This is a genomic window from Arthrobacter sp. ISL-69, from assembly GCF_018613775.1.
In the GTDB taxonomy this organism is placed as follows: Bacteria; Actinomycetota; Actinomycetes; order Actinomycetales; family Micrococcaceae; genus Arthrobacter.
This window is the reverse complement of the sequence record NZ_JAGGPO010000017.1, coordinates 129556-144041: the sequence shown is the minus strand read 5'-3', so window position 1 is coordinate 144041 and position 14486 is coordinate 129556. Positions and strand designations below refer to the sequence as shown.

General features: G+C 66.4%; 13 protein-coding genes. 10 read left to right on the top strand and 3 right to left on the bottom strand.

Going from position 1 to position 14486, the window contains the following annotated elements:
* Positions 1-39: 39 nt before the first annotated feature.
* Together J7I79_RS11805 and J7I79_RS11800 are read right to left on the bottom strand one after the other, a co-directional pair.
* Positions 40-447 carry a DUF3887 domain-containing protein gene (locus J7I79_RS11805; protein WP_251042697.1) on the bottom strand — a complete coding sequence of 136 codons (408 nt, stop codon included), beginning with the start codon at positions 445-447 and terminating at the stop codon, positions 40-42.
* A 543-nt stretch (positions 448-990) separates the two neighbouring features.
* Positions 991-1464: an Lrp/AsnC family transcriptional regulator gene (locus tag J7I79_RS11800; RefSeq protein WP_214953341.1), complete on the bottom strand. Its 474-nt coding sequence runs from the start codon at positions 1462-1464 to the stop codon at positions 991-993.
* A gap of 196 nt (positions 1465-1660) precedes the next feature.
* On the opposite strand from J7I79_RS11800, the gene pdhA reads away from it, so the two are divergent.
* From pdhA to J7I79_RS11785, 3 genes are read left to right on the top strand one after another with little or no spacing between them, the layout of a single operon-like run.
* Entirely contained in the window at positions 1661-2839 is a 1179-nt protein-coding gene (pdhA, locus tag J7I79_RS11795) for a pyruvate dehydrogenase (acetyl-transferring) E1 component subunit alpha (protein WP_214953339.1), read from the top strand.
* Positions 2839-3849: an alpha-ketoacid dehydrogenase subunit beta gene (locus J7I79_RS11790; protein ID WP_104172538.1), complete on the top strand. Its 1011-nt coding sequence runs from the start codon at positions 2839-2841 to the stop codon at positions 3847-3849. The genes pdhA and J7I79_RS11790 overlap by 1 nt, the downstream gene beginning before the upstream one ends.
* Positions 3846-5276 (top strand): dihydrolipoamide acetyltransferase family protein, encoded by a 1431-nt coding sequence (locus J7I79_RS11785; RefSeq protein WP_214953337.1) that lies wholly within the window; start codon positions 3846-3848, stop codon positions 5274-5276. Before J7I79_RS11790 ends, J7I79_RS11785 begins: the two co-directional genes overlap by 4 nt.
* Positions 5277-5546: 270 nt before the next feature.
* Here the strand turns inward: J7I79_RS11785 and J7I79_RS11780 are convergent, their stop codons facing one another.
* Positions 5547-6215 carry a TetR/AcrR family transcriptional regulator gene (locus J7I79_RS11780; RefSeq protein ID WP_396020195.1) on the bottom strand — a complete coding sequence of 223 codons (669 nt, stop codon included), beginning with the start codon at positions 6213-6215 and terminating at the stop codon, positions 5547-5549.
* 147 nt (positions 6216-6362) lie between these two features.
* Here J7I79_RS11780 and J7I79_RS11775 point away from each other — a divergent pair, with 147 nt between their 5' ends.
* The 7 genes from J7I79_RS11775 (at position 6363) to J7I79_RS11745 (ending at position 14426) form a co-directional block, all read left to right on the top strand.
* Positions 6363-7970 carry a carboxyl transferase domain-containing protein gene (locus J7I79_RS11775; RefSeq protein ID WP_214953335.1) on the top strand — a complete coding sequence of 536 codons (1608 nt, stop codon included), beginning with the start codon at positions 6363-6365 and terminating at the stop codon, positions 7968-7970.
* A 7-nt stretch (positions 7971-7977) separates the two neighbouring features.
* Complete coding sequence (locus J7I79_RS11770) at positions 7978-10182, top strand: biotin carboxylase N-terminal domain-containing protein (RefSeq protein ID WP_214953333.1); 2205 nt, start codon at positions 7978-7980, stop codon at positions 10180-10182.
* Between the two features lie 71 nt (positions 10183-10253).
* On the top strand, positions 10254-11429 hold the full coding sequence (locus J7I79_RS11765) for an acyl-CoA dehydrogenase family protein (RefSeq protein ID WP_214953331.1): 1176 nt from the start codon (positions 10254-10256) through the stop codon (positions 11427-11429).
* A 33-nt stretch (positions 11430-11462) separates the two neighbouring features.
* Positions 11463-12272 (top strand): CoA transferase subunit A, encoded by an 810-nt coding sequence (locus J7I79_RS11760; RefSeq protein WP_104172533.1) that lies wholly within the window; start codon positions 11463-11465, stop codon positions 12270-12272.
* A gap of 2 nt (positions 12273-12274) precedes the next feature.
* Positions 12275-13042 carry a CoA transferase subunit B gene (locus tag J7I79_RS11755; RefSeq protein WP_311380568.1) on the top strand — a complete coding sequence of 256 codons (768 nt, stop codon included), beginning with the start codon at positions 12275-12277 and terminating at the stop codon, positions 13040-13042.
* Positions 13039-13590: a MaoC family dehydratase gene (locus tag J7I79_RS11750; protein WP_214953330.1), complete on the top strand. Its 552-nt coding sequence runs from the start codon at positions 13039-13041 to the stop codon at positions 13588-13590. Before J7I79_RS11755 ends, J7I79_RS11750 begins: the two co-directional genes overlap by 4 nt.
* A gap of 2 nt (positions 13591-13592) precedes the next feature.
* A complete protein-coding gene (locus tag J7I79_RS11745; RefSeq protein WP_214953328.1) occupies positions 13593-14426 on the top strand; it encodes a CoA ester lyase in 834 nt (277 codons plus the stop codon).
* Positions 14427-14486: the final 60 nt, after the last annotated feature.

The window sequence follows — 14486 nt, the reverse complement described above, 5'->3', positions numbered from 1 at the left end:
GTCACGACGGGGGCTCCTGATTTCTGTGGCGCTGTGGGCTCAGGCCGTCTTGGGCCTGAGCTTGATGTTGATCATCTTCATATCCCGATCGCTGTCGAAGCGGTAGGCCAGGTCCACTTCCTTGCCGTCGCAGCCGATGACCCCCGCGACGTCGGCCGTGTTGGTGCCGTTTTCGCTGCTCACCTTGAAGTCGTTGTACGCCGGCTTGCACGTGTCATTCAAATCGAGGCTTTGGACTCCGGCCGCGAATTCCTCCTTGGAGAGTTTTTCCTGAAGGGCCGGGTCGAGGAAGTCGTCATAGGCTTTGTCGGTGTCTCCGGCGATGACCAGCTGGGTGAAATCGTCAGCGAGGTTCCTGGCCTTGTTCGTGGCGCCGCCCACGAGGTTGAACACGAACATCCCTCCCGCGATGACAAGGAGCAGCACGCCGCCCGCAATGCCCAGCAATATCCATTTTTTGCGGTTCCGGGCCGGCGGCTGCTGGTCCGGTGTGCCGTACGGCCCCGGGGCAGCATACTGCGGAGCTCCGTACTGCGGGTTTACGTACTCCGGCTGCCCATACTGTGGCTGGCTGTACTGCGGTTCCCCGTATGGAGGAACAAGCGGCTGCCCCGGAGCGCCGGGTGCTCCGTACTGCGGTGCCGGCGGCTGCTGACCCGAGGGTGCATGGGGCGGGACAGGCGGTTGTCCTGGGACTCCTGGCTGGGGTCCGTACTGCGGAACGGGAGGCGGCTGCCGCCGGCGCCGCTCGCCGGCGTCCGGTTGGGCCGGCTGGTACGGTTCCTGAGGATTGCTCAAGATCAAGCCTTTCCGGCAGGCCGCTTGGCCATTGCCTGATTGCACGGGCCGTTCCCGGCCGCGATTCGTTCAACTGGACCCCAGCCTATAACCCCGGCCCACTGTGCCTGCTCATCCGACCGGGCACCGTCGCGCCCCGGTAGCCGGCCCGGGAGCCATCCGGTCCGGGCACCATCGGGCCGGGTCGAATGTTCATCCTTCGGCGGAGCCGCGCTCAAGCAGTGGCTGGATGCGAAAGGGGATGAGCTCTCCCATGGCAAGCGCTGTGTCCGTCCGGTCCACGCCTTCACAGGCCAGGATCTTGCCGTTGATGCGAAAAAGGTCCTCCGCGTCCAGCGCCACCACCCGCAGCAGCAGGTCCGCCGAGCCGGTCAGTCCGTAGCCCTCCAGGATTTCCGGAATGCCGGCCAGGTCCACTGCCAGCTGGCCGAGCTTCTGCTGCTGCACGTGGACGGAGATAAACGCCATGAGCGGGTATCCCAGGGCCGCCGCACTGATCCGCCGCTCGAAGGACAGGAAGACGTGCTTCTTCTCCAGCTGAGCCATCCTAGCCTGCACCGTGTTGCGGGATAGCCCTAGTTTCTGCGCCAGGGCCACCACCGTCCGCTTCGGGTCCCTTGCGAGGGCGGAAAGGAGCCGGGTGTCAGTGCCATCCAAAGGTTGCATAATGCGCAAGGCTAGCACGGCCGCGGGTCCTCAAACAGTGCATTCTGCTCAGTTTTTTTGGCAGTGGTTGTACCCATTGAGCATTGTGAGTATCGTCACAAATATCCGGGGCAACGGCGCCCGGGCGGCTGGCGTGCACGGGGATCACGAGTCCTTTGAGCGCTGGTGACACGACGTATGAAGGTTGCGTGCAACTGTGTTTACAGACGAGTTGGGTCAGGGCGGCATGGCCGCCGGCGGCCCGGACAACAGTGCAGGACATCACGGCGGGACAGGCGAGAGCCTGGTCCAACTGATCACTCCCGGGGGTGAGCGCGTCAGTCATCCTCAGTACGACGCCTGGGTCCAGGATGTCAGCGACGAGCAGCTGGGTTTCCTTTACGAGGACCTGGTGGTCATCCGGCGGATCGACACCGAAGCGACCGCCCTCCAGCGTCAGGGGGAACTCGGCCTGTGGCCGCCGCTCCTGGGCCAGGAGGCCGCCCAGATAGGCTCGGCGAGGTCACTCCGCGACGATGACTTCGTATTCTCAAGCTACCGCGAGAACGGCGTCGCCTACTGCCGCGGCGTGGATCTGACCGACATTGTCAAGGTCTGGAGGGGCAACGCCTCGGCGGGCTGGGATCCGTACACCGTCAACATGGCCACGCCGCAGATCATCATAGGCGCCCAAACGCTTCACGCTACCGGCTATGCCATGGGCATCCAGAACGACGGCGCCGACTCCGTGGCCATCACGTATTTCGGCGACGGCGCCACCAGCGAGGGTGACGTCAACGAGGCCATGGTCTTCGCAGCCAGCTTCCAGTCCCCGGTGATCTTCTTCTGCTCCAACAACCACTGGGCCATTTCCGAGCCGGTGCGCCTGCAGTCCCACATTAAAATCTCCGACCGCGCGGCAGGATTCGGGATTCCCGGCATCCGCGTGGACGGCAATGACGTCCTTGCCGTGATGGCAGCGACGCGCGAGGCACTCGAACGGGCCCGCCACGGCGGCGGCCCCACGTTCATCGAAGCAGTCACCTACCGGATGGGCCCGCACACGACGGCCGACGACCCCACCCGATACCGGGATGCCAACGAACTGGAAGACTGGGCGGCGAAGGATCCGATTGCCCGCGTCAAGGGTCTGTTGGAACGCAAGGGCCTGCTCACGGAGCAGCTCGAAGCGCGGGTGGCTGCCAAAGCCGACGCCGTGGCGCGCCAGATGCGGGCCGGCTGCATCAGCATGCCGGACCCGGAGCCCCTGGACATCTTCAAGCATGTCTACAGCACCCCCAATTCCTGGCTGGACCGCCAGGAGGACCACTACTCCCGCTATCTGGCTTCCTTCGGCGATCCCGCAGGGACCCACTCAGAAGAAGGTGCTCGCTGATGACGCAAATGACCTTTGCCCGGGCGATTAACTCCGGCCTCCGCAAATCCCTCGAAAACGACCCCAAAGTCATCCTGATGGGCGAGGACATCGGCACCCTCGGCGGCGTCTTCCGCGTGACCGACGGCCTGCAGAAGGACTTCGGCAAACACCGCGTTGTGGACACCCCGCTCGCAGAGTCCGCCATCATGGGCACCGCCGTCGGCCTTGCCTACCGTGGTTACCGGCCGGTGGTGGAAATCCAGTTCGACGGGTTCATCTACCCGGCGTTCGACCAGATCGTATCCCAGGTGGCCAAAATCCATTACCGGACCCAGGGGGCCGTGAAGATGCCCATCACCGTGCGCGTCCCGTTCGGCGGCGGCATCGGATCCCCGGAGCACCATTCGGAGTCTCCCGAGGCGTACTTCACCCACACGTCCGGACTGCGGGTGGTCAGCGTTTCCAACCCGCAGGACGCCCACACCATGATCCAGCAGGCCATCGCCTCGGACGACCCGGTGCTGTACTTCGAGCCGAAGCGCCGCTACCACGACAAGGGCGAGGTTGATGAGTCGATCGATCCGGCCACCGCGCTGTCAATGGAAAAGGCGCGTGTGGTGGCTGAGGGCAAGGACGTCACGCTCGTCGCCTACGGTCCGCTGGTCAAGACAGCCAAGGACGCCGCCCTGGCCGCTGCGGACGACGGCGTCTCGATCGAGGTCATCGACCTGCGCTCGCTGGCCCCGCTGGACTTCGCAACGCTGGAGGCCTCGGTGCGCAAGACGGGCCGCCTGGTGATCACGCATGAAGCCGGGCAATCCGGCGGGCTCGGTGCCGAGGTGGCCGCCAGCATCACGGAACGCTGCTTCTATCACCTGGAAGCCGCCCCCGTCCGGGTCACCGGTTTCGACGTCCCGTACCCGTACTCCAAGCTCGAATCGCATCATCTGCCAAGCCTCGACAGGATCCTTGACGGCGTGGACCGTGCCCTGGGCCGCCCCAACTCCCTCAGCGGGCTGGAAGGATGAGCGCCGCCATGATCAAGGAATTCAGGCTCCCGGACCTCGGCGAAGGGCTGACGGAATCGGAAATCCTCAGCTGGAAAGTTGCCGTGGGCGACACCGTTGCCCTGAACCAGGTCATTGCGGAAGTGGAGACGGCGAAGGCCGTCGTTGAACTGCCGTCGCCATTCGCCGGTGTGATCACCGCCCTGCACGAACAGCCGGGAACAGTGGTGGAGGTGGGCAAGCCGATCGTTTCCTTCGAGGTGGAGGGCGACGACCTCGGGCCCTCCGCCGGCGGTCCGGCTCAGGCGGAGACCGCCAAACGCGAGCCCAACCTCGTGGGGTACGGCGCCATCGTCGAAGCCTCCGGTCGGCCAACCCGGCGTGCCCGCACATTCGCTGCTCCGGCCGCTGCTCAGGCCGCGGCGCCGGCCGCTGCTCAGGTCCCAGCTCCGGCCCCGGCGCCGGTTGCCGGGCCAGTCGCCACCGTGGTAGTTGGACGCGTCGAACCCACGGCCCCGGCCGAAGCTGCCCCAACAAACGTCGACGAGCGTCCGCGCTCCACACCGCCAGTGCGGAAGCTGGCCAGGGACTTGGGCGTTGAGCTCACGGCCGTGACCGGCACGGGCGCCGGCGGGCTGATCACGCGCGAGGACGTGCAGAACTTTGCCGGCGGGGGAGACCGTACTGCGGCTGGTGCTCTGTCCGGGGCGGCGCCGGCAGCCGGCGTCGGCGGCGTCATCCAGGGTGAGCGTGAAACGCGGACGCCCATCAAGGGTGTCCGGAAACTGACCGCTGCGGCCATGGTGTCCAGTGCCTTCACGGCACCGCACGCCACGGAATTCCTGACCGTCGATGTCACCCCCACGATGGAGCTGCTGGCCCGGCTCAAGGCCAGCCGGGCGTTTGAGGGTTTCAAGCTGACTCCGTTGACCCTTGTGGCCAAGGCCCTGCTGATTGCCTTGCGCCGCCAGCCGTCGCTGAATTCGCGGTGGGAGGAAGCCAGCCAGGAGATCGTGCAGTTCAACTATGTGAACCTGGGGATTGCTGCGGCGACTCCCCGGGGACTGACCGTGCCGAACATCAAGGACGCCGACCGGATGTCCCTGACCGAGCTGTCCACGGCGCTTACGGGCCTGACGGAGACTGCCCGCGCCGGCAAGACCAGCCCGGCCGAGCTCTCAGGCGGCACCATTTCCATTACCAACATCGGAGTGTTCGGCATCGACGCCGGCACGCCGATCCTCAACCCTGGCGAAGCGGCCATCCTGGCCATGGGAGCCGTGCGGAAAATGCCATGGGAGTACAAGGACGAGGTCGCCCTCCGCCAGGTCATGACGCTCAGCCTGTCCTTCGACCACCGGCTGGTCGACGGCGAGCAGGGATCCCGCTTCCTTGCGGACATCGGGGCCATCCTCGCTGATCCCGGCATGGTCCTGGCAATGGTTTAGCCAGCGGACCTCGAGAAGCTGAGGCCAACTAAGCTGCCGGCCACCAGTTCCGAAAGGAAATGGCGGCCGGCAGCTTTCTTGGGTTGCGCCCTCCTCGGGCCGCGGCTTTCCTGCGCTGCGGCCCGCGGGCGCGGGGGTCGGCCGTCGTGGGGCACTTTGACGTTGATTTACGACGGCGGCGCCACAGTTTTGGGCGTGTCCGTGTCTAAGTGCCCCGGTTGGGCCGCGGGCCGGGGTGCCGAGGGGAACGGGCAGCTGGCAGCTTTGCGTCTACTCGCCGGGTACGGGGCTGGCCGTGACCAGGAGGGCCGCGAGGGCCATGCTCTCCAGCAGCGGCCGGGCGGACTTCACGGCGACGCGCCGGCCGTGGCTGCGGACCGAGTGCGGCGTGGAGTTGATGAGTCCGAAAGCCGCGTGGGCGCGCATCCGGAGTTCCGCGGTGTCCGTATCCCCGTGCAACTCCTGCAGCACTTCAACCCACAGCTCCACGTAGTTGCGCTGCAGGGTGCGGACCTCGGCCTGGTCGTTGTCGGAGAGATTGCTGAAGTCGCGGTCCTGGACCCGGATGACGTCCGGGTTGCTCAGGGCGAAGTCAACGTGGAACTGAACCAGGCGAGCCAGCGCCGCAGCGGGGTCGCCGGCATCTGCCGCCACCCGGCGCCCGCCTTCCAGCAGTTCCTGGCTCACGCTGAGCAGCAGCGCCCCCAGGACCGCCTGCTTGCCGGCGAAATGACGGTAGACGGCGGGGCCGCTGACGCCTGCTGCGGCGCCCAGGTCCTCAAGCGAAACGCGGTTGAAGCCGTTAAGGGCAAAAAGGGTGGCGGCTGAGGACAGCAGCGCCTGGCGCCGGCTCTCTTTGGCCTGGCTGCGTTGGGTTGTCTGAACTCGCTGGTCCGCCAGGCCGCGCCCGCTCGCCTGGTCGCGCTCGATGATCGGCACATTTCCTCCTTGGAACTGCAAATCCTAGCAATGCAAGCGCGTGTTGGACATCACAGTTAATAGAGACTAACCTAAATCTCAGTTATGCGGTACTAACCGAATCGCTTAGGACGGCCTTGCCAGGGCGTCCGGGAACGGAAGCAGTCAATGGAGACAATCGCCAGCCTGGTGGACACCGGCAGCGCAGCCTACGCCACCAACAGGCAAGCCCAGCTGGCACTTGCAAACGAGCTGAAGGACAGGCTCGCCCAGGCCGCGCTCGGCGGTCCGGAGAAGTCCCGGGAGCGCCATGTGGCCCGCGGAAAACTGCTGCCACGCGAGCGCATCGACCAGCTGCTCGACGACGGCAGCCCCTTCCTCGAAATCGCGCCGCTCGCTGCCACCGGGATGTACAACGACGATTCCCCGGGCGCCGGAGTGATTGCCGGGATCGGCCTGGTCCACAGCCGCCAGGTGCTGGTGATCTCCAATGACGCCACCGTCAAGGGCGGCACCTACTACCCGATGACCGTCAAGAAGCACCTGCGTGCGCAGGAGATCGCGTTGGAGAACCGGCTGCCCTGCATCTACCTGGTGGACTCGGGCGGTGCCTTCCTTCCCAAGCAGGATGAGGTCTTTCCGGACAAGGAGCACTTCGGCCGGATCTTCTTTAACCAGGCGAAGATGTCTGCCGCGAAGATCCCGCAGATCGCCTCCGTGATGGGCTCCTGCACCGCCGGCGGCGCCTACGTGCCCGCCATGAGCGACGAAACCGTCATCGTTCGCAACCAGGGCACCATCTTCCTGGGCGGTCCGCCGCTGGTGAAGGCCGCGATCGGCGAAATCGTGACGGCGGAGGAGCTCGGCGGCGGGGACGTCCATTCGAAAATCTCCGGCGTCACCGACCACCTGGCCGAGAACGATGAGCATGCCCTCCAGATCGTCCGGGACATCGTCTCCACCCTGCCGAAGCCGGCCGCCCAGGCCTGGGATATCGACACCGTCGTCGAACCGCTCGCGGACCCCGCCGAGCTCTACGGCGCCGTCCCCACGGACGTCAACGCGCAGTACGACGTGCGCGAGGTCATCGCGCGGCTGGTGGACGGCAGCCGCTTCCACGAGTTCAAGAAGAACTACGGCACCACCCTGGTCACTGGCTTCGCGAAGCTGCACGGCCACCCGGTGGGCATCGTGGCCAACAACGGGGTGCTCTTCAGCGAATCCTCGCTCAAGGGCGCCCACTTCATCGAGCTCTGCGACCAGCGCGGCATCCCGCTGGTCTTCCTGCAGAACCTCTCCGGCTTTATGGTCGGCAAGGACTACGAACAGGGCGGCATCGCCAAGAACGGCGCCAAGATGGTCACCGCCGTCGCCACCGCCCGGGTGCCCAAACTGACCGTGGTCATCGGCGGATCATTCGGCGCCGGCAACTACTCCATGTGTGGCCGTGCCTACTCGCCGCGTTTCCTCTGGATGTGGCCGGCCTCCCGGATCTCGGTGATGGGCGGCAACCAGGCCTCCAGCGTGCTCGCCACCGTCAAACGCGACCAGTACGAGGCCCGCGGCGAGGAATGGTCCGCCGAGGACGAGGAAGCCTTCAAGGCCCCCATCAAACAGCAGTACGAGGACCAGGGCAGCCCCTACTACTCCACCGCCCGCCTCTGGGACGACGGCGTGATCGACCCCGCGGACACCCGTACCGTCCTGGGACTGGCGCTCGACGTCGTCTCCCGCACCCCTCTGCCGGAGACCTCCTTCGGCCTGTTCCGGATGTGAGCCAGCCATGACCGATTCTTCGCCGACCACTCTTTCCACACACCGGCAGAAGCCGCTGTTCAACACCGTCCTCGTTGCAAACCGCGGCGAAATCGCCTGCCGCGTGATCCGCACCCTGCGTGCCCTGGGCATCCGTTCGGTGGCGGTGTACAGCGACGCCGACGCCGGTGCCCGCCACGTGCGCGAAGCAGACGTCGCCGTACGGATCGGCCCGGGGGCCGCCGCCGAGAGCTACCTCAAGATCGAGGCCATCATCCAGGCCTGCCGCGAAACCGGCGCCGAAGCAGTGCACCCCGGCTATGGCTTCCTGAGTGAGAACGTCGACTTCGCCCGCGCCCTCGAAGCGGCCGGCATCACTTTCATTGGCCCCGGCGTCGAATCCCTCAACGTGATGGGCGACAAGATCCGGTCCAAGAACCACGTCACCGGCTACGGCGTCCCGGTGGTCCCGGGCATAGCCGAGCCCGGGATGACGGACGCGCAGCTGATCGAGGCCGCCGCCGGTGTCGGCTTCCCGCTCCTGATCAAACCGTCCGCGGGCGGCGGCGGCAAGGGCATGCATGTTGTGGAAGGCCCCGGGGAGCTGGAAGCCACGCTGGCCACCGCCCGCCGGGTCGCAGCCAGCGCCTTCGGCGACGACACCCTCTTCCTGGAACGGCTCGTGCTCACCCCGCGGCACATCGAAGTGCAGGTCCTGGCTGACAACCACGGCAACGTCATCCACCTGGGGGAGCGCGAGTGCTCGCTGCAGCGCCGCCACCAGAAAGTGATTGAGGAAGCACCGTCGCCGCTGCTGGATTCGCTGAACGACGGCGGCGCCACCCGGGCGCGGATCGGCGAGGCCGCCTGCAATGCCGCGCGCAGCGTCCACTACAGCGGCGCCGGAACCGTGGAGTTCCTGGTCTCGGACAACGCCCCGGACGAGTTCTTCTTTATGGAGATGAACACCCGCCTGCAGGTGGAGCATCCGGTCACCGAGATGGTCACCGGGATCGACCTGGTCGAATGGCAGGTGCGGATCGCCGCCGGTGAGGAACTCACCGTCGCCCAGGACGACGTCGAGCTTACCGGCCATGCCGTGGAAGCACGCGTCTACGCCGAAATCCCGGAGCGGAACTTCCTGCCGTCCACCGGAACCGTGCGACTGCTGGACGAACTCCCCGCTCACGCAGATGGCAAAGTGCGCGTGGACTCGGCGCTGCTCGAGGGACTGGAGATCTCCTCCAGCTACGACCCGATGATCTCCAAGGTCATCTCCTGGGGCAAGGATCGCACGGCTGCCCTCGACACGCTGGACGCGGCGCTGGCCGGGTACACGGCGCTGGGCGTGGACACCAACGTCGAATACCTGCGCCTGCTCATCAACGACGCCGACGTCCGCGCCGGCCGCCTGGACACCGGGCTGATCGAGCGCAAGATGCCGGACTTCGCTTTCCGCCGCGTAGGCGACGTCGAGGTTGTTGCCGCCGCCCTGTTCGTTGCAGCGCGCGAAGCGGAGCAGGTGAGGCACGAACCTCCTGCGGGGGTGTGGCAACGGAAAGACGGGTGGCGGCCCGGTGGGCACGCGCCGCGCAGGATCAGCCTGGGAACGCCCGATGGCGGTGTCGCCACGGTGGCGCTGCGGCAGACAGCCGCAGGCGCGGGGGGAGCGGGTGAGCCGGCCGTGTCGGTGAACGGCGGCCCGTGGCGGACCGCCTCCGTGGACTTCTCAAGCCGCCGCCGTGCCGAGGTCACACTGGACGGGCAGGCGAGGGCCTATTCGTTTGCCCCGGTCTACAGCGGCCCCGCCACGCCGGACTGGAGCAACCCGGAGCCGGGCCTTCCCACGGAACTCTTCCTCGGCAACGACGGCTGGTCCTGCCGGCTCGAGGTCCTCACCCGCGAGACACGGCTGGCCCGCGTCCTTGCAGCGACCCAGCGTGAGGAAGGCGCGGCCGACCCCCAGGTCCGCTCACCCATGCCGGGGACAGTGGTGTCCGTCTCCGTCAGCGACGGCGACCACGTGGATGAAGGACAGGTGCTCCTTTCCGTGGAGGCCATGAAAATGGAACACCAGTTGGTGGCTCCCCAGGACGGGACGGTACACATCAGCGCGAAGGCAGGCGACCTGGTCAAGGCAGACCAGGTGCTGGCCACTGTCCACGTACCCGGCCCGCCCGTGGCGGAGGACGCGGTGGAGGAATCCGTCATCGCCATGGGCGCGGGAGACTAGCCCGCCCCGCAACAAAACCATTCACCACACCCGACAGACCCGTGACAAAGTCAAGACAAGGAAGTCCCAACATGGCTGATTTTGAGCTCAGCGAGGAATACCAGGACCTCAGCAACACCGTCCGCGAATTCGCCGACGAAGTGGTGGCCCCGGTTTCCGCAAAACACGACGAAGAACACAGCTTCCCGTACGAGGTCGTCTCCAAGATGGCCGACATGGGCCTCTTCGGCCTCCCCTTTCCGGAAGAATTCGGCGGCATGGGCGGGGACTACTTCGCGCTGGCCCTGGCGCTGGAGCAGTTGGGCCGGGTGGACCAGTCCGTGGCCATCACCCTGGAAGCCGGCGTCTCCCTTGGCGCCATGCCCGTGTACAGGTTCGGCACCGACGCCCAGAAGGAGGAATGGCTGCCGACCCTGGCTTCCGGCAAGGCGCTCGCCGGCTTCGGCCTCACGGAACCGGAAGCCGGTTCGGACGCGGGCGGGACAAAGACCACTGCCCGGCTCGAGGTCCTCGGAGGCGAAAAGACCTGGATCATCAACGGCAACAAGGAGTTCATCACCAACTCCGGAACCGACATCACCCGCCTGGTCACCGTGACGGCCGTAACCGCCAAGCACGAGCGCAAGGACGGCAGCATCAAGAAGGAAATCTCCACCATCCTGGTGCCCACCAACACGCCCGGGTTCAAGGCGGAGAAGGCGTATAACAAGGTGGGCTGGAACGCCTCGGACACGCACCCGCTCACGCTCAAGGACGTCCACGTCCCTGAGGCGAACCTCCTGGGCGAGCAGGGCCGCGGCTACGCGAACTTCCTCTCCATCCTGGACGAGGGCCGCATCGCCATCGCAGCCTTGGCCACGGGGGCGGCGCAGGGCTGCGTGGACCTGTCCGTGAAATACGCCAAGGAACGCAGCGCCTTCGGCCACAACATCGGCAAGTACCAGGCCATCGCCTTCAAGATTGCCCGCATGCAGGCCCGCGCCCACACGGCACGCCTGGCGTACTACGACGCCGCCGCGCGCATGCTTGCCGGGAAGCCGTTCAAGACCCAGGCGGCCATCGCTAAGATGGTCGCAGGTGAGGCAGCCATGGACAACGCGCGGGACGCCACCCAGGTGTTCGGCGGCTATGGCTTCATCAACGAATTCACTGTGGCACGCCACTACCGCGACTCCAAGATCCTTGAAGTGGGGGAGGGCACCACCGAGGTGCAGCTGATGCTGATTGCCCGCGAACTCGGCCTTTAGCCCGGCAGGGAGCGTAACCAGGAAGGATCGACGATGATTGACAAGGTTGTTGCCAGCGCCGAGGCCGCGGTGGCCGACATCCCCGACGGCGCGTCACTCGCCGTCGGAGGTTTCGGACTGTGCGGCATTCCCGTGGCCCTGATCGATGCACTGCACCGGCACGGAACCCGGGACCTGGAAACCGTCAGCAACAACTGCGGCGTCGACGACTGGGGGCTGGGGATCCTGCTGAAGGACGGCCGGATCCGCCGCACCATCAGCTCCTATGTCGGGGAGAACAAGGAATTCGCCCGGCAGTACCTTTCCGGCGAACTCGAGGTGGTGCTGACCCCGCAGGGGACGCTCGCGGAGAAACTGCGCGCCGGCGGGGCAGGCATCCCGGCGTTCTACACACCGGCCGGCGTGGGTACCCAGGTGTCCGACGGCGGCCTGCCGCAGAAATACGACGCCGACGGCGGCATCGCCATCGCCTCCGCGCCCAAGGAAGTCCGCACCTTCAACGGCGCCGACTATGTGCTGGAGGAATCGCTGACCCCGGATTTCGGCCTCGTTCACGCGTGGAAGGGCGACCGGCACGGAAACCTCGTCTTTCACGCCACGGCCATGAACTTCAATCCGCTGTGCGCCATGGCCGGACGGATCACCATCGCGGAGGTCGAGGAGCTGGTGGAGCCCGGCGAGCTGGATCCGGAGCACGTCCACGTTCCCGGCATCTTTGTCCAACGGGTGGTCGTCGCGCCCCAGGGCGAGAAGCGCATTGAGAAGCGGACGGTCGCAGTGGCCGCCGCCGGCAACCCCTCCCGGGGGACTGGCCAGCAAGCAACTGAGCAGGCAGGAGCATAGCCGTGGAATCGAACACCACACCGGGAGCCCCTCCCCGCCCCGAGGCCGTCCGCCACGAATACCGGCGGTCCGCCGTCGGGCATCCCGAGGACACCGGTCCGGAGACCAAAGGCTGGACCCGCAATGAACTGGCCGCACGCGTGGCCCTGGAACTTCACAACGGGCAGTACGTCAACCTCGGTATCGGGATGCCGACGCTGATCCCGAACTACATTCCGGCCGGCGTCGAAGTGGTCCTGCACTCGGAAAACGGCATCCTCGGCGTCGGGCCGTACCCCGGCGAGGACCAGGTGGATCCGGACCTGATCAACGCCGGCAAGGAAACCGTCACTGTCAACAGCGGCGCCGCGTTCTTCGACTCCGCAGCCTCGTTCGGCATGATCCGGGGCGGGCACGTGGACGTGGCCGTGCTGGGCGCCATGGAAGTGGCGCAGAACGGCGACCTGGCCAACTGGATGATCCCCGGCAAGATGGTCAAGGGTATGGGCGGTGCCATGGACCTGGTGTTCGGGGCCAAAAAGGTGATCGTAATGATGGAGCACGTGGACCGCAACGGAAATCCGAAAATCGTGGAGAAGTGCACGCTGCCGCTGACGGGCAAAGGGTGCGTGGACCGGATCATCACCGACCTCGCCGTCATCGACGTGGTCACCGAGGGCAGCTCGTCCCGGCTGGTACTGCGGGAGCTGGCTCCCAACGTCACCGCCGAAGACGTCGCCGCGGCCACCGGCGCCGAGCTCTTCGAGGAAGACCAGGAACTGACCGTATGACGGCGGGCAACCCGGAAGGTACGCCCCGCGTGATTGAACAGCGCGGCCTCTACTTCGACGAATTGGAAGATGGAGTTGTCTACGCCCACCGGCCGGGCCGGACGGTCACCGAAACGGACAATGTCCTCTTCACCACCATGACCATGAACACCCAGGCGCTGCACCTCGACGCGGCCTGGAGCGCCGGGCAGCCTTTCGGCCAGCGGCTGATGAACTCGATGTTCACGCTGGCCACGGTGGTGGGGCAGTCCGTGCCGCAGCTGACGCAGGGGACCATCATCGCGCAGCTGGGACTGACCGATGTGTCCTTTCCGCACCCGCTGTACCACGGTGACACCCTGTACACGGAGACCGTCATCACGGGCAAACGGCTGTCGTCCTCGCGGCCCGGGCAGGGAATTGTGACCATGCAGCACACAGGCCGGAACCAGGACGGCGTGGTGGTGGCTCTGGCCACACGCAGTTGCCTGATGTGGACGCGGGAGGCGCACGCAGCTGCCGAGGAAGAAACCGGGCAGAAAGAAAGCGCCGAAAAGAGGACAATCTAAGCATGACTTTCCTGATGGGTCCCGCCCTGCTGTTCTGTCCCGCCGACCGTCCCGAGCGTTACCAGAAGGCCGCTGAGCGTTCCGACGCCGTGATCGTGGACCTGGAGGACGCCGTCGCGCCGGCTGACAAGCAGCGTGCCCGCGGCGCCATCCTTGCCCAGCTTGGTGCCACCGGCGACGTTCCGGAGCTGGATCCCAGCCGCACCATCATCAGGATCAACCCGGCCGGAACGGACGAGTTCGAGAAGGACCTGCACTGCCTCAAGCACACCCCGTACCGCCACGTGATGCTGGCCAAGGCCGAAAACCCCGGCCAGCTCAAGGCGCTCGAGGGCTACAGCGTCATTGCGCTGTGCGAGACGGCCGCCGGCATACTCAACGCCGCCGCCATCGCCGCCGAACCCAACGTGGTGGGCCTGATGTGGGGTGCCGAGGACCTGCTCGCTTCCCTCGGCGGGACCTCCAGCCGGAACGACGACGGCGGCTACCGGGCAGTGGCGCTGCACGCCAGGTCAACCGTACTGCTGGCAGCCGGGGCCTTCGGCAAAGAGGCCATCGACTCGGTGTACGTCAACATTCCCGACCTCGAAGGGCTGGCCGCCGAGTCACGCGACGCCGTCGCCTCGGGATTCGGTTCCAAGGCCTGCATCCACCCCAACCAGGTTGCCGTCGTCCGGGGCGCCTACGCACCCGCGGAATCGGACGTCGCCGCGGCCAAAGAGCTCCTGGAGGCTGCCGCTGCAGCCGGGAGCGGCGTGTTCCAGTTCAACGGAAAAATGATCGACGGGCCCATCCTGAAGCACGCGGAATCCACCCTGCGGCGGGCAGTCCGCTAAGGCAGCCCGCTGGGGAGCGCCGCCGGGAACAGGCATTAAGTAATACCAGTGCTGAACCAA